This window comes from Pseudomonas sp. KnCO4, from assembly GCF_045344305.1.
In the GTDB taxonomy this organism is placed as follows: domain Bacteria; phylum Pseudomonadota; class Gammaproteobacteria; order Pseudomonadales; family Pseudomonadaceae; genus Aquipseudomonas; species Aquipseudomonas anuradhapurensis.
In genome coordinates this window covers 1,131,527-1,151,722 of the sequence record NZ_CP174199.1, presented here as the reverse complement: position 1 = coordinate 1,151,722, position 20,196 = coordinate 1,131,527, and the positions used below count along the sequence as shown (strand labels likewise).

The window sequence follows — 20,196 nt, the reverse complement described above, 5'->3', positions numbered from 1 at the left end:
TCCCATGTGAATTGATTCCTCGTTACTCTTCGCGTTCCGCAGATTGCTTGCGTCCGACTGCTTGGAAAGTCCGCAGCCGTTGCGTGAAGTCGCCCCGGTAAGAGACGAGGATTAAGGATGTCCAACGAGTCCAAGGGTACTGAACAACCAGTGCCCACCAAGAAAAAGACGATACTGCTTGAGGATCTGAAAGATGGCCAGCTACCTCGCACTGGCGCCGGTCCTCAACACCCAGCAGATCTACCCGGTTACTCGGCCGACCCCGAGTTCCAGCTACGTGGCGGCTTCGACAACCTGATGCTCGACGCGGCAAACCCGTTGTTCGGCCTGGTCATTCGCCTGCGCACCCTGGATGACCTGCCAAACATCGAATACGTGCACAAGACCCTGCAAACGCAGGTCAGCGCCATCCGCGAGGAAATCCAGCAGCACGGCTATCCCGCCGCGCATCTCGAAGCGTACTCCTACGCGCTGTGCCTGTACCTGGACGAGGCGGTAATGAGCCGCCCCTGGGGCTGCAATTCGTGCTGGAGCCATGAACCGTTATTGAGTGTGTTCCACCACGAAACCCACGGCGGCGAGAAAATCTTCGTGCTGCTGGAGCGGATGATGCAGTCGCCTGCGGAATTCCAGGATGTGCTGGAGTTCCTGTACTTCTGTTTCTGCCTGGGCCTGAAGGGCAAGTACGCGCTCGACCCCAAGGGCGATGACATCATCAATGCGCTGATTTCACGCATGCACAAGGTACTTCGCGAACTGCGTGGTCCCACTCCCGAAAGCATTTGCGACCCCTACACCAACATTGTCGATCGTCCCTATCGCCGGCAGCGCTGGACCTGGCCCTGGTGGAGCCCGCTGGTGGTGTCTGCCATCGCCATGGCGTGCGCCTACTGCTACTACAGCTATCGCCTGAGCCTGATCACCAGCGAAGTCCTGGAGTCACTCGATAGCCTCATCCTGCAGCCGTAGCCGGGGGTAACCTGCATGCCTAGCCAATCCGAGTTGCGCTTTACCTTTCAGCCGCTGGCGAGCCGGCTTGAGTTCGAAGTGGTTTCGTTCGAACTCGACGAAGCGCTCAGCTCACCGTTCCAGCTGAGCCTGGAGCTGATCAGTTTCGACAGCGACGTCGACTTCGGCGCGGTGCTCGACAAACCGGCACTGTTCACCCTTTGGCGTGGGCAACGTCCGCTACGTTACGTGCACGGCCTGGTCAGCCGCTTCAGCCAGGGCGAGACGGGCCACTTCCGCACCCGTTACCGCGCGCTGGTCGAACCCGTGCTGGCGCGGGCCGGGCTGCGTTCGAACTGGCGCATCTTCCAGCAGAAGAGCGTGCCGCAGATTCTCGAACTGATGCTGCAGCGCCAGGGCATCAGCCGTTTTGAAATCAGCAGTATCGATGCGCACCAGGTGCGCGAATTCTGCGTACAGGCCGGTGAAACCGACCTCGACTTCATGGCCCGCCTGGCCGCCGAGGAGGGTTTCGTCTACCGCTTCGAACACACGCCGAAATATCACCAGCTGGTCATCAGCGATCGGCTGCTGGCGCTGGGTCAGCTCAGTCGTGGTGCCATCCAGCGCGACGATGATGATGAAGGCTTCCATGAAGAGGGAAACATCGGCACCGACCAGGTGCTTTACCGTGCCAATAACGGTGGCGATCAGGCTCGACCCTGCTTGTGGAGCCTGCGCTACAGCGAGCAGGTGCGTACCGCAAAGCAGGTGCAGCGGGACTACACCTTCACCAACCCACAGTACCGCCAGGAACATCGCGCGAGTGACAGCGGCATCGCCCATCAGTCGCTGGACTACGAGCGTTTCGACTACCCAGGCCGCTACAAGCGCGATGCGGTCGGTGTCCCCTTCACCGCCACCCGCCTCACGGCCCTGCGCCATGACGCCCGCCTTGCCGAGGTGGAGGGTGACGATGTGCGCCTGCAACCGGGGTTGAGCTTCACCCTGGTCGAACATCCTCGCGAGGACCTCAATGGGCATTGGCGCACCATCAGCGTGCATCACGAGGGCATTCAGTTCACCAGCCTGCAGGAGGAGGCTGCTGGCAACGAGCAAGGCACGCGTTACCAGCAGGCGGCGGTGCTGGTGCCGGGAAGAAGTGAATGGCGCCCGGCACCGTTGGCCAAACCGCGTATCGACGGCCCGCACATGGCCACCGTTGTCGGCCCGCCCGGCGAGGAGATCTATTGCGATGAATGGGGGCGGGTCAAGGTCAGCTTCCCTTGGGACCGCGAGAGCCGGGACAACGAGTTCAGTTCCTGCTGGGTGCGCGTGTCGCAAGGCTGGGCCGGTGGCAGCTGGGGCTCGATGGCCATCCCGCGCATCGGCCAGGACGTGATCATCCAGTACGTCAACGCCGACCCCGACCAGCCGCTGATCATCGGGCGGACCTACTGTGGCGATCAGTTGCCGCCCTATGACTTGCCCAAGCACAAGACGCGCATGACCATCAAGAGCCAGACCCACAAGGGCAAAGGCTTCAACGAGCTGCGTTTCGAGGACGAACTGGGTCGACAGGAAGTTTTCATCCACGCAGAAAGGGACCAGAACAACGTCGTCAAACATGACGAAACCACACAAATCGGTAACGATCGCCTCGAACGTGTCGCACGGGACGAGACGATTTCGATCGGGCAGGACCGTCGGGAAGAAGTTGCGCGGGATGAGGCCGTCAGTATTGGCCAGAACCGGGTACAGGCAATCGGCAGCGACGACAGCCTGACCATCGGCCGGACCCATACCATCATCACTGGCCAGGACCGCATCGAACAGGTCGGCAACCATCGCCAGGACATCACCAAAGCCAACCACACCGTGGAAATCGGTGGCCACCACGAGCAGGTCGTGGCCGGTCACAGCACTCTGCAAACCGGCGAGGCAATCCGGCAAACCACCAAGGTCTATGACATCGAGGTCAGCGAGAGCCTGACAATCAGGAGCCCGGCTGGTCTGCTGCGCATCGATGGGGCAGGTATTACGCTGGATGGCCTGGCACTGGCCTTCAAAGGGCCCGTCAGCCAACAGGCAGAAGGCAGCCAGCGCACCACTGCAACCTCTGGCATACCCGAACCCGGCGACCCCATTTGCCTCAGTTGCTTGCTCAAAGCGATCGCGGACGACCAGAACCTGGTTCGCATGGAAGGAGCAAGCTGATGCCCAGTCCATTTGTCAGAGCAATGGTAGAAGCACTGCGCACATCCGACCGCTATCGTCTGAGCGCCGTGGTAGAGATGGCCAAACTGTCACCTGAAATACGGCAAACACTGACCCAGCATTACTCAGGCCGCTGTTGGCCCCTGTTGCAACAAGCCCAGTTCAGCAACCTGCGAACAGCCGGCCCTTGGCTGTTCGGTTCAAGGCCCGGCTCCGATGTGTCGGCCCAGTACGACTTCCAATGGCAGCTCGAACAAGGCGCACCGGGTGCGGTGTGTGGCTGGATCGTCAGCGCGCTGCCCCCAGTCCGACTCGCCCAGCACTTGAGCCAGGCCAACATTGTCACGGGCGCAGACGGGCATTCCTACCTGCTGCGTTACCACACTGCAGCAGCCTTGCAAATGTTCGACAACCACCGCGACTTACCTGGCGTCAGCGAGTGGCTGGCCCCTGTCTGTCACTGGTGGGTGCCCGTAGCACACCCCGACAAGCGGTTGTGGCTGCAAATCAGCGGTGGCGACCAACCGCAAAGCATACAAGCCACGCCCATCACTTTGACTGAAGACTGCTGGGCGGCACTGGCGGGTGACCCGCTGAGCCATCAGCTGGCCGAGTTGCTCAAGGATGAACAATCGTGCCCGACCTTGTCTGCCGATTGCCACGGTACACGGCTTGGCCTGATCCAGTTTTACCTGAACCAGGCACGCGAACAGGGCTTGGCTCGTGAGGAAGACCTCCTCAGCTATGTACTCATGATGGCGCGTGAGGGCGAACAACTCAGGCAATCAGCGGCTTGGCAGGACGCTATCACTGCTACGCGGGAGCAGTCGACTCCCCTTCTGGAAAACGTGCAGCAACGCTTGCACAAAAAGGATTGAGGCACACCACATGGACTCGCTCACCGAAACCCTGGAACTGTGCAGGCGCGTTACCAGCGGCTATCGCCCTGCTCTGCGCAACAGCCCCGTCGCCGACTGCACCCGCCGCTTCGAGCTGCTGCCGCTGCGCTACGCCGCCGTCGGTGGCAACCCGGCGCAACGCGCCCGCTTGCCCAAGTTGCCAGGCTATCTCAACCCGTTCCAGGAGGTCGGCGAACTTACCCACTCCAGTTATGCCATCCGCCCGTTGCGCGAGGGTTTTCTCTACCTGCTGATCAAGCGTCACAGCGCAGCAGCCCATGAATGGCACAGCCAGTACCGCGTGGCGCCCAACGGCTCGCTGCTGTACATCAGTGCCGATGCCCCGTGGGAACCGGCGCCCAGCGCAGGCAACCTGGACGAAGTCGTGCGGGGTTTTGGCTGGACCATCACCCTTTATGACCTGGATGACCTCGAGGAATTGCGACCGTTGTTCAGCCCTTCCCCGCTCACGTCGCGCATGCTCGACAACTATCGCCTGCTTGAAGATGAGTACCGCAGCAGCTTGCCAGCCATCGATATCGCTCGCTTCATCCAGCCTTCCGACGCGCCACAACAGCCTCACGTACTCAAGCATGACCAGCTTGGCTGGGTCGCTGATTTCAAAGCCCAGGACGATCCACAGCTGCAAGCGCTGCTGAACCTGCAGCCGTTCAATAGCAACCAGATCGTCTCGCCACACGCGTCCCGTCAAGCCTTGGCGCCGCTCATCGATCAAACCAAGCCCCGCGGCGCCGCCATCGTCATCGAAGACGCCATCGGTATCACCCAGGAGCTCAACGCCTGGCGCAACGCGGCGGTCGAGGATGTAAAGGTGAAATGGCTGCAACGCACCGTTGAGCCCGGCGTGGACAACGAACGCAGGTTGTTGGTCGCGCAGTCGTTCCTGGAGATCGAAAAACTCTACCCGCAGATGGTGGCAGACCGAATCGTCCAACGCGAGGTCATGGCCGAAACCATTCGCAACCAGCCGTTCATTCACCCAGAAATCTACGCTTTTTCCGAACGGGCCAATCAGCAGGCTGACGCGCATGACGAGCAGATGAAACCGCATCTCGCGCAATTCGAGCGCGACGTCCGTGCCAGGGTTCAAGCCCGTCAGGATGCCGGCGAGTTCAGCAAGAAATTCGACGAGAAATACGGGCACCTGGTCGACCGCCAGGCCATGCACGATCAGCTCGAAAGCTTCGAACAGGCCATGCAACAGGCCCAGCAGGCTGCGGAAGATCGGGCCAAGGATCATGCCCGCTGGGTAATCAGCGAGCGACTGCTACAGGCGTTGGACCGTTACGACAATGCCGACCTGATCAATGGCCTGGCCTTTGCCGAACAGACTGGCCAGTGTGTGATTGGCATGGAACTCAGTGAATGGGGCTCGACCGTCCTGGACCACTGGTGGCGCAGTGACGTGGCGGACCGGGCCAACCTGGCGATACGCGGCATTACATACAATCAGGAAGACCTGCGAGAAGAGCTTGCAGCGCTTTTGGAGGCGGCGAAGGCAGCACCTGTGTCGTCAGAAACCAGCTTCACGCTGGCTGAAGGCCTTGCCAAACGGGCGCACGCTGCTGCCAATGCCTTCAATCGCATCAACGCACTGTACGAAGAACTGCAAAAGGGAAACAGCACCGCCAGCATCGGCTTGTACGCCTGGTACGTCGCGCTCGGGCGTCAGGTGCTGCGTACCGCTGCACCGAACAGCGTGGATCGCGCCCTGCACCAAGGTTTGCGCCTGACCCTGTTTGCTTCGGTCCACGAAGCAGCGCTTGACATCCGGCTGGGCGAAGCCGCTCGCAACGGAGAGGTCATAAGCCCACAGCGAAGCGCTGGCCAGGTATCGAGATATCTGGATCAGGCTTGGGCTGAAGGATTGATACAGGCTGACAGCAAAAAAAGCGACTTCTATAAGGTTCGCGCTGCTGGCGTGGTCTGCCTGATTGAAGGGATGTTGATGGCCTTCAAGGCACGGGAACTGCCTGATAGCGATGCAAGGGTTAAGACTGAATTGATGGCGGCTGCCATGACCACGGCTGCGGCGGGCTTTGAAATTGGAGCCAGTTATGTAGATCAAGTGGTGACTCGTTATGGTGCGAATAGCGTAACGGGGAAAGGTGCGGCGACAACCTTAGGAAGGCTTAAGCTGTGGGCTGCAGGTCTGGCAGGTACAGGAGGGCTAGTCTTGGCATGGTGGGACTTTGTGGATGCTGAACGGTATTTTCATGAAGCACACGGGAATGCTCGAGTCAAAAGTCTGGCTAATGCCTATCGTGCTCGAGGGGTGGCAACGATAGTACTTGGACTAGCAGAAACAGGAACAGCTGTAGCAAGTGCAAAACCTTTATTTGACTACCTATCTCATAACGCCAGGACCAAGTATGGAAGAAACCTAGCCACTTCGCTAGGATCACTCGCCCGAAAATTAGGTACTAGCTCGGCTCGACTCTTACTCTTACGCTTGGTAATCGGAGCTTTTTGGATTGGTCTAATCCTGACGGCCGTCATTTATCTCCTTGAAGACGATGCATTAGAAAAATGGTGCAAACGCAGCTGCTTCCGCATCCAAAAAACTTCACGACTTTTTGAAGAACATGAAGAGTTACATAATCTTCATTTAGCTTTCGGCGAGGTCATATAATGTATTTAATTGAATGGGGCTTCTGGCAAATGGCAATCGAGTCGGAAGCCGCACGAAATGCGCATGAAGAAGAGATGACGCCAGCAGAGAGACGCGCAACGCAGGATTTTTATCAAGGCGACTTGACAGAAGAGTTACATTTTCAACAAGTCAGTGAAAAACCTCGCGTACACGGGCCTGTCTTCGCTTTCAATGAAACCTTCCTAGAAGTACGCTGCGGAGGCTCAGAGGAAAAACGCGGGCTAATTACAATTATGACATTGGGTGGATTAGGCCCAATTTTATATACTGGATTCACAATAACTCTCTGCTCCCTATACCTTGACCTTTTCTCCCCCCACTCAACTTCTTTGGTTAATATTATAATAACAATACTGATGCTCACAATGGACGCCGCAATCATCTATTTTTATCTAAAATACGGACTGCAATTTACACGACTAGAGATGCTTACCACCCGTCATCTGCTCATTCGTTTCAATCGAAAAACCCAGCAAGTCTATCTGCATCGGCCTAGAAGTTGCGGCGGCATCGTGACATTTCCATGGAAAACAACCGGAAGCACCGCGATATATCCAGAAGATGATTCACTCAGCGTGGGGATGAGACTTGGGCTAGTTTGGCATCCCAGCCATACCGGCCTCCCGCATATGGAAATGGCCCTCCTCGGCAAGCAAGGCCAAGGCGGCAGCGAATTGCGTGACGAGTGGGAGTTCATCCGCCGCTACATGGAAGAAGGTCCGGACGCCGTCCCCCGCCCCCGCCTGAGCACGCAGTTACCTTCGCCCATTCAGGCATTCAGTGCCCAGTTCGAGGGCCTAGGCCGTTTCTTCCGCAAGAGCAGCTGGCTGTTCAAAGTCGTGCTTCTCATGGTCTGGCCCGCCTTCGTCATCATTGGTACCGGCCACTGGCTCAGCCTGCTGCTGTGCTGGCGACCACGTTGGCCAAAGGTGATCCGCGAGGCCGGCAGGCCCGGTAAACCCGTCCCGCCTGTGACAACCCTTGCCGATTACCCGCCAGCGATTCAGGAGCGCCTGCTCGCCAATGCCGATCGTTGGCAGCTCAAACCCGGCAAACGGCCTGAAAAGAAGCCGCGCAAACCACGTACCAGGCCCAAGGAGATCGATTGAGTCACATCCCCCCTTGCATCAGGAGTTTACCCAAACTGAACGAAACTTCACTCCCAAGAACAGCGGGAAGAATTAGCTTCCCCAGCGAGTCCTTTTAAATGTATTTGATTGAATGGGGTCTATGGCAAATGGCGACCGAGTCGGAAGCCAAGCGAAAAGCACATGAAGCTGAGATGTCGCCCGAAGAGAAAAAAGCTGCTGAAGATTTTTATGAAAGTGATCTAGAAGACATTCACTTTCAGCCTGTCAGCGAAAAGCCCCATGCGCGCGGACCAGTATTCGCATTTAACGATACTTTCATGGACATGCGATGCGGTGGATCAGAAGAAAAGCGTGGCCTTCTTACGCTTGCAACACTTGGTGGTGTCTTACCCACAATAAGCGTCTTGACGATCACCGCCTTAAATTTTCTTTGGACAGACATAACAGATCACGAGACGCGCTCGCTTTTAATGGTGTTGCTCACAGTGATTATGACTTCAGCCGCTGGGGCGGTGCTATATATATACACGAAATATGGCGTAACCTATACTCGACTGGAAATGCTAACCAGCCGCCATCTTTTAATTCGCTTCAATCGAAAAACCCAGAAAGTCCACCTCCATAGACCAAGCTACTGCGGTGGTATCGTAACATTTCCATGGAAAACCACCGGGAGCACGGCTCTTTACCCCGAAGATGACTCTCTCAGCCTCGGCATGAGACTTGGCCTGGTCTGGCACCCCAGCCTTACCGGTCTCCCGCATATGGAAATGGCCCTGCTCGGCAAGCAAGGCCAAGGCGGGAGCGAACTACGTGACGAGTGGGAGTTCATCCGCCGCTATATGGAAGAAGGTCCGGACGCCGTCCCCCGCCCCCGCCTGAGCACGCAGTTGCCCTCGCCCGTCCAAGCATTCAGCGCCCAGTTCGAAGGGCTCGGCCGCTTCTTCCGAAAGAGCAGCTGGCTGTTCAAAGTCGTGCTGCTCATGGTCTGGCCCGCCTTCGTCATCATTGGTACCGGCCACTGGCTCAGCCTGCTGCTGTGCTGGCGACCACGTTGGCCAAAGGTGATCCGCGAGGCCGGCAGGCCCGGTAAACCCGTCCCGCCTGTGACAACCCTTGCCGATTACCCGCCAGCGATCCAGGAGCGCCTGCTCGCCAATGCCGATCGTTGGCAGCTCAAACCCGGCAGGCGTCCAGACAAACAAACACGGAAGGCGAAAAAAAACACACCGACTGTATAGAAACGACCAGCCCACACAAAAGAAACCCCGGACGCTGGGGAGCACGTCCGGGGCCAAGCGAAAGTCCTTGGGGACTTCCTGCGGCAACCCTGCCAACGCCGGAGCAAAGCATTGGCTGGCTGCCCTACCATATCTGAGCAGCCAGTCAGGCAAAGGTTCCTGGGGGTTGCTGGCGCTGCTGCAGTGCTGCGATGACACAAGGCTGCAAACGCCCCTCGGCGATCTGCAAGTCACGGTGCAAGCCATCCACCAGGTCTATCAACAGGCGATGTTCCTGCAATTGGCGTTCGCTGACCGTACGCCGCAAGATCGTGTCGGCCAACGGGTCGCGCACGGTCAACTGGCGATTACCCTGGGCATCGGCGGCGCCAAGGTCGGCCTGGTAGGGGGTCAGGGCTTCGTTGAGCAGTCTGCAGATTCTTTCCATCCGGATCACTCGCTGCGTGGTGGGATATAAAGGAACTGACCAACAGACGCAGCGGAAAGTTCGTCACATCGCGCCTGCATCAATGAGCATGCGGGGTGCACGTGACAGTTTGAATACGTCGCCAGGGGCGTACCTGCAGTGCCTTCAAGGCATGCTGCAAGCGTGGCATCGAGAGCGGCCAAGGTAATTCGGCGAGCACCCACAGGCCGCGGCTTCTCGCTTCCTGGGCAAGGTTTTGCTGCTCGTCGCTAGCGTGGCCGACAAACAACAAGGCGCGTGCACGCTGCTGTTCGAGCAAGGCCAGGCCGGCCTGAGGGGGCATGGCGTGGTCGAGGATCAGCAGGTCGGGGCGACGCTCCACAGCCAGGCAAGCAGCGAGTTCAGTGCTGGTTGCGCTGACCCGCACGTCGAACACACCCTGGGCGTTGAGAGCCTGGTGCAGAAGAATCTGGTGCGATGGGCGAGCCTGGTGGATCAACACGTAGGGCTGGTGCATGAGCCGCTCCTGGGGGGAGAGCCGGCTAATCTAGGCGTTGTGAAGGTCGACCTGAATAGGATTTTTCTGAGAGGGGCGAAGGAAAAGGCTGAGATGCTGGGGCCGCTTGCGGCCCCAGCAAGTAACGCGATTACAGCGGCTTGCCACGGTTCCCGTGCTGGCTGACAAAGCCCTGCACAGCTTTCAGGTCGTTGGCCAGCACCGTGCAGCGTTCTTCACGGCTGAACAGGTCGCTGAGGTGCGCCGGCAGTTCCAGCGCCTTGCCCACACCGGCCTTCTCCACCGCTTCCGGGAACTTCACCGGGTGCGCGGTACCCAGGACCACCATCGGCGTGTCGAGGCTGCGCCGGCATTCGCGCGCGGCCTTGACGCCAATCGCGGTGTGCGGGTCGAGCACCTCGCCGGTGGCAGCGAATACCTCGGCGATGGTTTCGCAGGTCTGCTCGTCAGTCACGGCCAGCGAGTCGAACAATTTGCGAGCTTCGGTCCAGCGGTCCTGTTCGACGCTGAAACCACCGCCCTGCTTGAAGTTCGCCATCAGCTCGGCAATCGCGCCACCATTGCGGCCGTGCAGGTCGAACAGCAGGCGCTCGAAGTTGGACGACACCATGATGTCCATCGACGGCGACAAGGTCGCGTGCAGGGTTTCCTTGACGTACTGGTTGCCGCTCATGAAGCGGTGCAGGATGTCGTTGCGGTTGGTGGCGACGATCAGCTGGCTGACCGGCAGGCCCATGTTGCGCGCCAGGTAGCCGGCAAAAATGTCGCCGAAGTTGCCGGTCGGTACCGAGAACGCGACCGAACGGGCCGGGCCACCCAGCTGCAGGGCGGCGTGGAAGTAGTAGACGATCTGGGCCATGATCCGCGCCCAGTTGATCGAGTTCACCGCAACCAGGCGGGTGCCCTTGAGGAACGACTGGTCGGCGAAGCTGGCCTTGACCATTTCCTGGCAGTCATCGAAGTTGCCTTCGATGGCGATGTTGTGGATGTTGTCGCCGAAGATGGTGGTCATCTGCCGACGCTGCACTTCCGACACGCGCTGGTGCGGGTGCAGGATGAAGATGTCGACGTTGTCGCAACGGCGGCACCCTTCGATGGCGGCGGAGCCAGTGTCACCGCTGGTGGCACCGATGATCACCACGCGCTCGTTGCGCTTGGCCAGTACGTGGTCGAGCAGGCGCCCCAGCAGTTGCAGGGCGAAGTCCTTGAACGCCAGGGTCGGGCCGTGGAACAGCTCGAGCACCCACTCGTTGCTGTTCAGCTGGCGCAGCGGCGCCACGGCGGCATGGGCGAACTCACCATAGGTTTCTTCGAGGATCTTCTTGAAGTCGGCATCGGCGATGCTGCCTTCGACGAACGGGCGCATGACCCGGAAGGCCAGCTCGTGGTACGGCAGGCCGGCCCACGAGGCAATTTCTTCCTGGGTGAAGCGTGGCAGGTTCTCTGGCACGTACAGGCCGCCGTCACTGGCCAGGCCGGCCAGCAGGACGTCTTCGAAATTCAGGGCCGGTGCCTGGCCGCGGGTGCTGATATAGCGCATGGGTGCAAACCTTCGATACTGGGGCCGGGCCGCGCAGGCGGCCCGACGGCAAAATTAATTGAGCTGTTCGACGCGAATGCGCACGACCTTGCCGACCACGTCCTGCAGGGCTTCCAGGGCGACGATGGCATCGTTGATGTGCTGCTCGACCACGCCATGGGTGAGCAGGATCATCGGCACCAGGCCGTCCTGTTCCTCGGCTTCCTTCTGCATGATCGACTCGATGTTGATGCCGCGCGCCGAGAGGATGCTGGCCACCTGGGCCAGTACGCCCGGGTGGTCCTTGGCCTGGATGCGCAGGTAGTAGGCGCTTTTGCAGGCTTCGATCGGCAGGATCGGGTGGGCCGACAGCGAGTCCGGCTGGAAGGCCAGGTGCGGTACGCGGTTTTCCGGGTCGGAAGTCATCGCCCGCACCACGTCGACCAGGTCAGCGACCACCGACGAAGCGGTAGGCTCCATGCCGGCACCGGCGCCGTAGTACAGGGTGGAGCCGGCAGCGTCACCATTGACCATGACCGCGTTCATCACGCCATTGACGTTGGCGATCAGGCGGTCGGCCGGGATCAGCGTCGGGTGTACCCGCAGCTCGATGCCGTCGGCGGTGCGGCGCGCCACACCAAGGTGCTTGATGCGGTAGCCCAGGGCCTCGGCGTAGTTCACGTCAGCAGTGGTCAGCTGGGTGATGCCCTCGGTGTAGGCCTTGTCGAACTGCAGCGGGATGCCGAACGCGATCGAGGCGAGAATGGTCAGCTTGTGTGCGGCATCGATGCCTTCGACGTCGAAGGTCGGGTCGGCTTCGGCGTAACCCAGCGCCTGGGCTTCGGCCAGAACGTCAGGGAAGGCCCGGCCCTTCTCACGCATTTCGGTAAGGATGAAGTTGCCGGTACCGTTGATGATGCCGGCCAGCCAGTTGATACGGTTGGCCGACAGCCCTTCGCGGATCGCCTTGATCACCGGAATGCCACCGGCCACGGCGGCTTCGAAGGCGACGATGACGCCCTTCTCGCGCGCCTTGGCAAAGATTTCGTTGCCGTGCACGGCAATCAGCGCCTTGTTGGCGGTGACCACGTGCTTGCCGTTTTCGATGGCCTTGAGCACCAGGTCGCGGGCCACGGTGTAGCCACCGATCAGCTCGATGACAATGTCGATCTCCGGGTTGCTGGCAACTTCGAACACGTCAGCGGTAATGGGGGTACCGGTAATCTGGCAGTTCGGGTTCTGCGAGCGCATGGCGATCTGTGCCACTTCAATACCGCGCCCGGCACGGCGGGCAATCTCCTCGGCGTTGCGCTGAAGTACATTGAAGGTACCGCCACCGACGGTCCCCAACCCACAGATGCCTACTTTGACCGGTTTCACTGTGAACTCCCCATTGAACGGCCGACACCTTTGCCGGCCGTGAAACATGCCGTCACCCCATGACGACGGCGCACTGAATTGGATTACCTGGCCAGTGCCAGCTTGGCCACCTGCGGTGCCGGCTGGTAGCCCGGAATGACCTGGCCACTTTCAAGCACGATCGCCGGCGTGCCGTTGACACCGATCGACTGGCCCAGCTGGAACTGCTTGCTGACCGGGTTGGCGCACTTGGCAGCCTTGATTTCCTCACCCTCGACCATCTTGTCCATCGCTGCACGGCGGTCGCTGGAGCACCACACGGCCTGCAACTGCTGGTCACCCGGCGAGCCGAGGCCCTGGCGCGGGAAGGCGACATAACGCACTTCGATACCACGGCGGTTGAGCTCGGGCACTTCGGCGTGCAGCTTGTGGCAGTACGGGCAGGTGGTGTCGGTAAACACGGTGATGTGCGATTTGGTCTCGCCCTTGGCAGGATAAACCACCATCTCGGCGGCTGGAATGCCGTTGATGAGCTTGGCGATACCCAGGCGCTCGGCCTTCTCGGTCAGGTTGACCGGCTTGCCGTCCTGGATCTGGAACAGGTAGCCCTGCATCACGAACTGCCCGTCAGCGCTGGCATACAGCACGCGGCCACCCTGCAGCTTGACTTCATACAGGCCGCTGACCGGGCTGCTGGCCACGCTTTCTACCGGCACTTCCAGCTCGAGGTTCTGCAACGATTTACGGATGGCCTGCTCGGCGCCGGCAGGGCTATCGGTTGCCGCGGCAACGGCAAAGGTACTGGCCAGCGCCAACGCGGCGGCGGCGAAAAACTGGGTCACGCGCATGGGAACTCCTGAAGGCGGACAGGGGCCGGAGGGCGTCAGCTGCGCAAAATGCGCGCTGACAATGCGGCCCTTGGTGCAAACCGCTCAAGCCTACCACATCACACTGCCAATGAAGGGCCCTGCTAGGACCGGTCGGCGGAACATGAAAAACATTCATCCACGCGGGTGATGCTGGGCGTGCAACTGCTGCAGGCGGGCCTTGGCGACATGGGTGTAGATCTGCGTGGTCGACAGATCGCTGTGGCCCAACAGCATCTGCACCACCCGCAGGTCGGCGCCGTGGTTGAGCAAGTGAGTGGCGAAGGCATGGCGCAGGGTGTGCGGCGACAACGGCTTGTCGATGCCAGCTACCCTGGCGTGGTGCTTGATGCGGTGCCAGAACGTCTGGCGGGTCATCTGCTCGCCACGCTGGCTGGGGAACAGCACGTCGCTGGGGCGGCCATTGAGCAGTTCGGCGCGGCCATCGCGCAGGTAGCGCTGCAGCCACACCACCGCTTCTTCGCCCATGGGCACCAGGCGCTCCTTGCTGCCCTTGCCCATTACCCGCAATACGCCCTGGCGCAGGTTGACCTGGTCGAGGGTCAGGCTGACCAGTTCGGTAACGCGCAGGCCGCAGGCGTAGAGCACTTCGAGCATGGCGCGGTCACGCTGGCCGATGGCTTCGCCCAGCTCCGGGGCCTGCAGCAAGGCTTCGACGTCGGCTTCGGACAGCGACTTGGGCAGGGGCTTGCCCAGTTGCGGCATGTCCACTTGCAGGGTCGGGTCGATGGCCACCAGCTTTTCCCGTAGCAGGTAGCGGAAAAAGCCACGCAGGCCGGACAGGAAGCGTGCCGTGGAACGTGGCTTGTAGCCCTGGTCGAGGCGCCAGGCCAGGTGGTCGAGAATCAGCTCGCGGCCGGCGTCGGGCAGGCTGACCGAACGTTCCTGCAGCCAGCCGTTGAACAGGGCCAGGTCGCTGCGGTAGGACACGCGGGTGTTGTCGGACAGGCCTTTTTCAAGCCACAAGGCATCAAGGAACTGGTCGATCAGAGGATGGTCTAGGGCGGGCATTCGAAGCTGCTGGATGCTTGAGATAGGGCTAGTGTTTCACAGCATCCGGCCCGTTGTCGCGGGCTTGTCGGAGCGGCCTTGTGTCGCGATGGGCTGCGCAGCGGCCCCCAGATGGTACAACGCTGCGGAAAATCCTGGGGGATGCTGCGCAGCCCATCGCGACACAAGGCCGCCGCTCTACAAGGTTCAGGTCAGGCCCAGGACGGGCTCAAACCTGAGGCAAGACCGGCACCGGGCGCTTGTCCTCGTCGATGGCGACGAAGCTGAATACCCCATGAATCGCCCGCTCGCGTCCGTCCAGGTACATGTTCTCGACGAACACATCCACCTGCACCTGCAAGCTGGTATTGCCGACCTTGATCACCGAACCCACCAGTTCGACGATCGAACCTGCCGGGATCGGGTGCTTGAAGTCGATACGGTCGGTGGACACGGTCACCAGTGGCAAACGGCAGAAGCGCGTGGCGGCGATGAACGACACTTCGTCCATCCACGCCAGGGCAGTGCCGCCGAACAAGGTGTTGTGGTGGTTGGTGGTGTTGGGGAACACCGCCTTGGTTACGCGGGTCACCGACAGTTCGGTGCGGCGCTGGATTTCCTGGTCTCGGGGGGTCATGACAATCACATCTACGGGTTTCAAAACGCAAAAAAGCAGCCCGAAGGCTGCTTTTTTCTCGCTAGGCGGCCGCGGCCACCGGGCAAACTGCACTCAGGACAGTTTTTCCTTGATGCGAGCGGCTTTGCCGGACAGGTCGCGCAGGTAGTACAGCTTGGCTTTACGCACGTCACCACGACGTTTCACGGCCAGGCTGTCGATCTGCGGGCTGTAGGTCTGGAAGGTACGCTCTACGCCAACGCCGCTGGAGATCTTGCGCACGGTGAAGGCGCTGTTCAGACCGCGGTTACGCTTGGCGATAACGACGCCTTCGAACGCCTGCAGACGGGAACGCTCACCTTCCTTCACTTTAACCTGGACGACAACGGTGTCGCCTGGTGCGAAGGTCGGGATTTCCTTGCTCATCTGCTCGGCTTCGAGCTGCTGGATGATCTTGTTGGTCATGCTGTGCTCCTAAGATGGATACGCGATCCACCATCGATACGTTTAACTATCGTCCCGCTCGCGGAGATATTCCTCGAGCAGCTTCTTCTCTTCTCCAGAAAGCGAGCGACTTTCCAGAAGATCGGCGCGTCGTTCGAAGGTCCTACCAAGGGACTGCTTCATTCTCCAACGCCGGATGTGTGCATGGTTGCCACTTAGCAACACGTCGGGAACACGCTGATCCGCATACACCTCAGGTCGGGTGTAGTGCGGGCAATCGAGCAGACCGTCGGTGAAGGAATCTTCTTCCGCCGAGTCCACATGCCCTAAAGCTCCGGGCAGCAGCCGTGTAACCGCATCGATCAGTACCATGGCCGGCAGCTCGCCACCGGAAAGCACATAGTCGCCAATCGACCACTCCTCATCGACATGAGCCTCGATAAAGCGCTCGTCGATGCCTTCATAACGACCGGCGATCAGGATCAACGACTCCTGTTCGGCCAGGCCTTTGACCGCCTGCTGGGTCAGCTTGCGGCCTTGTGGCGAAAGGTAGATCACCTTCGCCGCTGCTCCGGTCGCCTGCCTGGCGCTAACCAGGGCGTCTTCCAGAGGCTTGATTTTCATCACCATGCCCGGACCACCGCCAAACGGCCGATCATCCACCGTGTGGTGACGATCTGTGGTGTAGTCCCGCGGGTTCCAGCAAGTCACCTGAAGCAACCCCTGTTTCACCGCGCGGCTGGTAATGCCGTACTCCGTGATGGCCGAGAACATCTCGGGGAACAACGTGATGACGTCTACGCGAAGGTTACCCATCGTCTAGAAGTCCGCGTCCCACTCAACCCGCATCACGCCTGCTTCCAGGTCGATATCGAGCACGCATTGCGCCGTATAGGGCAACAGACGCTCGCGATCATCCAGGCTGCCTGCGCAGGGCTTGACCACCATGACATCGTTCGCACCGGTCTCCAGCAGGTGATCGACCTTGCCGAACAGCTGTTCGTCCTGGTTGATGACCTTCAGGCCTACCAACTGGTACCAGTAGTACTCGTCGGCCGCCAGGCTGGGCAAAAGGCTCCGCGGAATGCAGATTTCGTAACCACTCAGAAGACGGGCTTCATCACGGTCATCGAGGCCTTTCAGTTTCACGACCAGGCCCTTTTGGGAGCCACGACCGTTAACCAGCTCGACCTGCTTTACCTTGCCTTCGTGCCGAAGCGTCCAGCGCGGATAATCCAACAGGTTTTCAATCGGATCGGTAAAGGAATACACCTTCACCTCGCCGCGAACGCCGTGAACCGAAAAAATCTTGCCAACGACGATGAGGTCGTCAGCCTTTTCTGGCGTCGCGTTCATACTGCTCAGGCAGCAGCCTTGGCAGCGTCCTTCAGCAGCTGAGCAACGCGCTCAGACGGCTGTGCACCCTGGCTCAGCCAGTAGTTGACGCGCTCTTGGTTGACCGACAGCTTGACTTCGGCGCCAGCAGCGATCGGGTTGAAGAAACCTACGCGCTCAACGAAACGGCCGTCACGGGCGTTACGCGAGTTGGTCACGGTCAGGTGGTAGAATGGGCGCTTTTTCGAGCCGCCACGGGCCAGACGAATGGTTACCATGTGAACATCGTTCCTATAGTCGGTGCTGCAGTTGATACAGCAGCTGGTACTGCAAATCTGAATGCCAAATAGGCACACGGGTGCCCAAAAGGCCGCATATTCTCGGGGAATACACGGACATTTGCAAATGACTTTTTCGGCAAGGCCCCGCCCTGCCGTCCAGATTCGCCGGTTGCGCCGCAAAATTCGCGGCCGTTGCCCCACCAAGGCGGGGGTTCAGGGCGCCGGCCGGACAAACGGCAGGCACCCGGAATAGGGGTTACAGCTTGGGCATGCCGCCACCTGGCAGCATCCCGCCCAGGCCACGCATCATCTTGGCCATGCCGCCCTTGGCGGAAAACTTCTTCATCATCTTCTGCATCTGCTTGTGCTGCTTGATCAGGCGGCCGACGTCCTGTACCTGGGTGCCGGAACCGATGGCGATACGGCGCTTGCGCGAGCCGCTGATCAGCTCCGGATCACGGCGCTCGGCCGGGGTCATGGAGTTGATGATCGCTTCCATCTGCTTGAACTGCTTTTCGGCCGCGCCCTGGGCATTGCCCATCTGCGACAGGTTGACCCCGCCGATGCTCGGCAGCTTGTCCATCAGCCCGCCCAGGCCACCCATGTTCTTCATCTGCTGCAACTGGTCGCGGAAGTCTTCGAGGTCGAAGCCCTTGCCCTTCTTCAGCTTCTTGGCCAGCTTGTCGGCCTTGGCCTTGTCGATGTTCTGCTCGGCCTGCTCGATCAGGCTGAGCACGTCACCCATGCCGAGAATGCGCGAGGCGACGCGGTCGGGGTGGAACGGCTCGAGCGCTTCGGTCTTCTCGCCCATACCGATGAACTTGATCGGCTTGCCGGTGATGGCCCGCACAGACAGGGCGGCACCGCCACGCGCGTCACCGTCGACCTTGGTCAGCACCACGCCGGTCAACGGCAGCGCCTCGCCAAACGCCTTGGCGGTGTTGGCGGCGTCCTGGCCGGTCATGGCGTCGACCACGAACAGGGTCTCGATCGGCTTGACCGCAGCGTGCAACGCCTTGATCTCGTCCATCATGTCGGCATCGATGTGCAGACGGCCGGCGGTATCGACGATGACCACGTCGATGAACTTCAGCTTGGCTTCACGAATGGCCGCTTCGGCGATGGCCACGGGCTTCTGGCTGATGTCGGAGGGGAAGAAGGTGACACCGATGTCGTTGGCCAGGGTTTCCAGCTGCTTGATCGCCGCCGGGCGGTAGACGTCGGCAGACACCACCATCACGCTCTTCTTCTTGCGCTCCTTGAGGAAGCGCGCCAGCTTGCCGGCGGTGGTGGTCTTGCCCGCGCCCTGCAGGCCGGCCATCAGCACCACGGCAGGTGGCGCAGCGTTCAGCGCGAGGTCTTCGTTGGCCGCGCCCATCAGGCTTTCCAGCTCGGCCTGGACAATCTTCACGAAGGCCTGGCCCGGGGTCAGGCTGCGCGACACTTCGGTGCCGACTGCACGCTCCTTGACGCTGTTGACGAAATCCTTGACCACCGGCAGGGCAACGTCGGCCTCGAGCAGGGCCATGCGCACTTCGCGCAGCGTGTCCTTGATGTTGTCTTCGGTCAGCTTGGCCTTGCCGGTGACATGGCGCAGCGTCTGTGACAGGCGGTCGGTCAGGTTTTCGAACATGGTGATCCTTTCAGGCCCAGTAAAAGCCGAGGTTTGTCAGGCGCCCAGGGGGGGAATGCACACCCGCCGGGCACAGCAAGGCGGCGATTATAGCGAAGTGCGGCGGCGGCGCACACCTTGCTGGCGGCCTGGTAGATATTCGGTGGCTGTGCCGGCCTCTTCGCGGGCATGCCCGCTCCCACAGGTTCCTCACTGCTTGCAGGCCTGCGCCATACCTGTGGGAGCGGGCGTGCCCGCGAATGGCCTGCCCCCCCCCTTCAGTCTTCCTTGATCAACGGAATCTATGCCAAACTCCGTCTCTTTCAAGGCTCGCCAACCAGGACTTATGGTCTCCTCACCCAGCCTCATCCCCAACCTGATCGCCGCCGTCCTCTATATAGCTGCGGCCATCTACCAGGGCTCGTTCCTGGCCCGCAACCGCAAGGCCGACAAGCGCCTGCTCGCCCTGCTGGGCGCCTTCGCGGTGCTCGCCCAGGGCGGCGCGCTGTTCTTCCAGCTGATCACTCCGCTGGGCCTGAGCCTGGACTTCTTCAGCGCCGCCAGCCTGATCGCCGTGGCAGTCATCGCCCTGACCCTGCTGGCCTGCCTGCGCATACCGGTGGAAAACCTGCTGGTGCTGCTGTTCCCGCTGGGCGCGGTGACCGCGCTGCTGGCGCAGTTCGCGCCACCCGGCACGGTGCCGCTGATCAACGAGGAACCGGGCATCCTCGCGCATATCCTGCTGTCGATCCTGGCCTACGGCCTGTTCACCATCGCAGTGTTCCAGGCGCTGCTGCTGTTGCTGCAGGACCGCCAGCTGAAAAACAAGCACCCATCCGGGCTGATCCGCAACTTCCCGCCGCTGCAAACCATGGAAAGCCTGCTGTTCGGCTTCCTCTGGGCCGGCTGGTGCCTGCTGTCGCTGTCGCTGATCTCCGGCTGGCTGTTCCTCGACAACCTGTTCGCCCAGCACCTGGTGCACAAGACCTTGCTGGCCTGTGTCGCCTGGGTGGTGTTCAGCGTGCTGCTGTGGGGCCGCACCCGCCTGGGCTGGCGCGGCCACAAGGCCATCCGCTGGACGCTGGCCGGTTTCTGCCTGCTGATGCTGGCCTATTTCGGCAGCAAGCTGGTTCGCGAATTCATCCTGCATATCTGACGGC

General features: G+C 60.6%; 19 protein-coding genes. 7 read left to right on the top strand and 12 right to left on the bottom strand.

The window, feature by feature from the left end; genetic code table 11:
- Window positions 1-117: 117 nt before the first annotated feature.
- The 6 genes from icmH to ACJA3S_RS05375 all read left to right on the top strand — a co-directional run bounded on the left by icmH (window position 118) and on the right by ACJA3S_RS05375 (window position 9,070).
- A complete protein-coding gene (icmH, locus tag ACJA3S_RS05400) occupies window positions 118-969 on the top strand; it encodes a type IVB secretion system protein IcmH/DotU (RefSeq protein WP_406821080.1) in 852 nt (283 codons plus the stop codon).
- Window positions 970-984: 15 nt separating this feature from the next.
- Window positions 985-3,165, top strand: coding sequence for a type VI secretion system Vgr family protein (locus tag ACJA3S_RS05395; RefSeq protein ID WP_406821079.1), 2,181 nt, complete (start codon window positions 985-987; stop codon window positions 3,163-3,165).
- On the top strand, window positions 3,165-4,043 hold the full coding sequence (locus ACJA3S_RS05390; RefSeq protein ID WP_406822209.1) for a DUF4123 domain-containing protein: 879 nt from the start codon (window positions 3,165-3,167) through the stop codon (window positions 4,041-4,043). The genes ACJA3S_RS05395 and ACJA3S_RS05390 overlap by 1 nt, the downstream gene beginning before the upstream one ends.
- A 10-nt stretch (window positions 4,044-4,053) precedes the next feature.
- Entirely contained in the window at window positions 4,054-6,717 is a 2,664-nt protein-coding gene (locus tag ACJA3S_RS05385; protein ID WP_406821078.1) for a T6SS effector BTH_I2691 family protein, read from the top strand.
- A complete protein-coding gene (locus ACJA3S_RS05380; RefSeq protein WP_406821077.1) occupies window positions 6,717-7,847 on the top strand; it encodes a DUF6708 domain-containing protein in 1,131 nt (376 codons plus the stop codon). The genes ACJA3S_RS05385 and ACJA3S_RS05380 overlap by 1 nt, the downstream gene beginning before the upstream one ends.
- A gap of 98 nt (window positions 7,848-7,945) precedes the next feature.
- Window positions 7,946-9,070, top strand: coding sequence for a DUF6708 domain-containing protein (locus tag ACJA3S_RS05375; RefSeq protein ID WP_406821076.1), 1,125 nt, complete (start codon window positions 7,946-7,948; stop codon window positions 9,068-9,070).
- A 145-nt stretch (window positions 9,071-9,215) separates the two neighbouring features.
- Here ACJA3S_RS05375 and ACJA3S_RS05370 read toward each other — a convergent pair whose 3' ends face one another.
- The 12 genes from ACJA3S_RS05370 to ffh all read right to left on the bottom strand — a co-directional run bounded on the left by ACJA3S_RS05370 (window position 9,216) and on the right by ffh (window position 19,057).
- Complete coding sequence (locus ACJA3S_RS05370; RefSeq protein WP_406821075.1) at window positions 9,216-9,497, bottom strand: DUF3509 domain-containing protein; 282 nt, start codon at window positions 9,495-9,497, stop codon at window positions 9,216-9,218.
- 79 nt (window positions 9,498-9,576) lie between these two features.
- Complete coding sequence (locus ACJA3S_RS05365; protein WP_406821074.1) at window positions 9,577-9,993, bottom strand: histidine kinase; 417 nt, start codon at window positions 9,991-9,993, stop codon at window positions 9,577-9,579.
- Between the two features lie 130 nt (window positions 9,994-10,123).
- Window positions 10,124-11,533 carry a threonine synthase gene (thrC, locus tag ACJA3S_RS05360; RefSeq protein WP_186687233.1) on the bottom strand — a complete coding sequence of 470 codons (1,410 nt, stop codon included), beginning with the start codon at window positions 11,531-11,533 and terminating at the stop codon, window positions 10,124-10,126.
- 54 nt (window positions 11,534-11,587) lie between these two features.
- Entirely contained in the window at window positions 11,588-12,892 is a 1,305-nt protein-coding gene (locus ACJA3S_RS05355; protein ID WP_170028519.1) for a homoserine dehydrogenase, read from the bottom strand.
- Between the two features lie 83 nt (window positions 12,893-12,975).
- Window positions 12,976-13,719: a thioredoxin fold domain-containing protein gene (locus tag ACJA3S_RS05350; protein ID WP_406821073.1), complete on the bottom strand. Its 744-nt coding sequence runs from the start codon at window positions 13,717-13,719 to the stop codon at window positions 12,976-12,978.
- Between the two features lie 153 nt (window positions 13,720-13,872).
- Complete coding sequence (gene xerD, locus ACJA3S_RS05345) at window positions 13,873-14,769, bottom strand: site-specific tyrosine recombinase XerD (RefSeq protein ID WP_186687238.1); 897 nt, start codon at window positions 14,767-14,769, stop codon at window positions 13,873-13,875.
- A 208-nt stretch (window positions 14,770-14,977) separates the two neighbouring features.
- Window positions 14,978-15,385 carry an acyl-CoA thioesterase gene (locus ACJA3S_RS05340; protein WP_170028512.1) on the bottom strand — a complete coding sequence of 136 codons (408 nt, stop codon included), beginning with the start codon at window positions 15,383-15,385 and terminating at the stop codon, window positions 14,978-14,980.
- 93 nt (window positions 15,386-15,478) lie between these two features.
- A complete protein-coding gene (gene rplS, locus ACJA3S_RS05335; RefSeq protein ID WP_003252148.1) occupies window positions 15,479-15,829 on the bottom strand; it encodes a 50S ribosomal protein L19 in 351 nt (116 codons plus the stop codon).
- A gap of 42 nt (window positions 15,830-15,871) precedes the next feature.
- A complete protein-coding gene (gene trmD, locus ACJA3S_RS05330; RefSeq protein WP_003252146.1) occupies window positions 15,872-16,624 on the bottom strand; it encodes a tRNA (guanosine(37)-N1)-methyltransferase TrmD in 753 nt (250 codons plus the stop codon).
- Window positions 16,625-16,627: 3 nt separating this feature from the next.
- Window positions 16,628-17,164, bottom strand: a complete 537-nt coding sequence (gene rimM / locus ACJA3S_RS05325) for a ribosome maturation factor RimM (protein WP_170028510.1) — start codon at window positions 17,162-17,164, stop codon at window positions 16,628-16,630.
- A 5-nt stretch (window positions 17,165-17,169) separates the two neighbouring features.
- Complete coding sequence (gene rpsP, locus ACJA3S_RS05320; protein ID WP_003259424.1) at window positions 17,170-17,421, bottom strand: 30S ribosomal protein S16; 252 nt, start codon at window positions 17,419-17,421, stop codon at window positions 17,170-17,172.
- Window positions 17,422-17,680: 259 nt separating this feature from the next.
- Window positions 17,681-19,057: a signal recognition particle protein gene (ffh, locus tag ACJA3S_RS05315; protein ID WP_170028509.1), complete on the bottom strand. Its 1,377-nt coding sequence runs from the start codon at window positions 19,055-19,057 to the stop codon at window positions 17,681-17,683.
- A gap of 325 nt (window positions 19,058-19,382) precedes the next feature.
- Here ffh and ACJA3S_RS05310 point away from each other — a divergent pair, with 325 nt between their 5' ends.
- Window positions 19,383-20,192, top strand: coding sequence for an inner membrane protein YpjD (locus tag ACJA3S_RS05310; protein ID WP_406821072.1), 810 nt, complete (start codon window positions 19,383-19,385; stop codon window positions 20,190-20,192).
- Window positions 20,193-20,196 lie beyond the last annotated feature (4 nt).

Bases quoted from the DNA above. Each gene is read 5' to 3' on its own strand.
- icmH (WP_406821080.1), top strand. From the start codon at position 118: ATGTCCAACGAGTCCAAGGGTACTGAACAACCAGTGCCCACCAAGAAA.
- ACJA3S_RS05395 (WP_406821079.1), top strand. From the start codon at position 985: ATGCCTAGCCAATCCGAGTTGCGCTTTACCTTTCAGCCGCTGGCGAGC.
- ACJA3S_RS05390 (WP_406822209.1), top strand. From the start codon at position 3,165: ATGCCCAGTCCATTTGTCAGAGCAATGGTAGAAGCACTGCGCACATCC.
- ACJA3S_RS05385 (WP_406821078.1), top strand. From the start codon at position 4,054: ATGGACTCGCTCACCGAAACCCTGGAACTGTGCAGGCGCGTTACCAGC.
- ACJA3S_RS05380 (WP_406821077.1), top strand. From the start codon at position 6,717: ATGTATTTAATTGAATGGGGCTTCTGGCAAATGGCAATCGAGTCGGAA.
- ACJA3S_RS05375 (WP_406821076.1), top strand. From the start codon at position 7,946: ATGTATTTGATTGAATGGGGTCTATGGCAAATGGCGACCGAGTCGGAA.
- ACJA3S_RS05370 (WP_406821075.1), bottom strand. From the start codon at position 9,497: ATGGAAAGAATCTGCAGACTGCTCAACGAAGCCCTGACCCCCTACCAG.
- ACJA3S_RS05365 (WP_406821074.1), bottom strand. From the start codon at position 9,993: ATGCACCAGCCCTACGTGTTGATCCACCAGGCTCGCCCATCGCACCAG.
- thrC (WP_186687233.1), bottom strand. From the start codon at position 11,533: ATGCGCTATATCAGCACCCGCGGCCAGGCACCGGCCCTGAATTTCGAA.
- ACJA3S_RS05350 (WP_406821073.1), bottom strand. From the start codon at position 13,719: ATGCGCGTGACCCAGTTTTTCGCCGCCGCCGCGTTGGCGCTGGCCAGT.
- xerD (WP_186687238.1), bottom strand. From the start codon at position 14,769: ATGCCCGCCCTAGACCATCCTCTGATCGACCAGTTCCTTGATGCCTTG.
- ACJA3S_RS05340 (WP_170028512.1), bottom strand. From the start codon at position 15,385: ATGACCCCCCGAGACCAGGAAATCCAGCGCCGCACCGAACTGTCGGTG.
- rplS (WP_003252148.1), bottom strand. From the start codon at position 15,829: ATGACCAACAAGATCATCCAGCAGCTCGAAGCCGAGCAGATGAGCAAG.
- trmD (WP_003252146.1), bottom strand. From the start codon at position 16,624: ATGGGTAACCTTCGCGTAGACGTCATCACGTTGTTCCCCGAGATGTTC.
- rimM (WP_170028510.1), bottom strand. From the start codon at position 17,164: ATGAACGCGACGCCAGAAAAGGCTGACGACCTCATCGTCGTTGGCAAG.
- rpsP (WP_003259424.1), bottom strand. From the start codon at position 17,421: ATGGTAACCATTCGTCTGGCCCGTGGCGGCTCGAAAAAGCGCCCATTC.
- ffh (WP_170028509.1), bottom strand. From the start codon at position 19,057: ATGTTCGAAAACCTGACCGACCGCCTGTCACAGACGCTGCGCCATGTC.
- ACJA3S_RS05310 (WP_406821072.1), top strand. From the start codon at position 19,383: ATGGTCTCCTCACCCAGCCTCATCCCCAACCTGATCGCCGCCGTCCTC.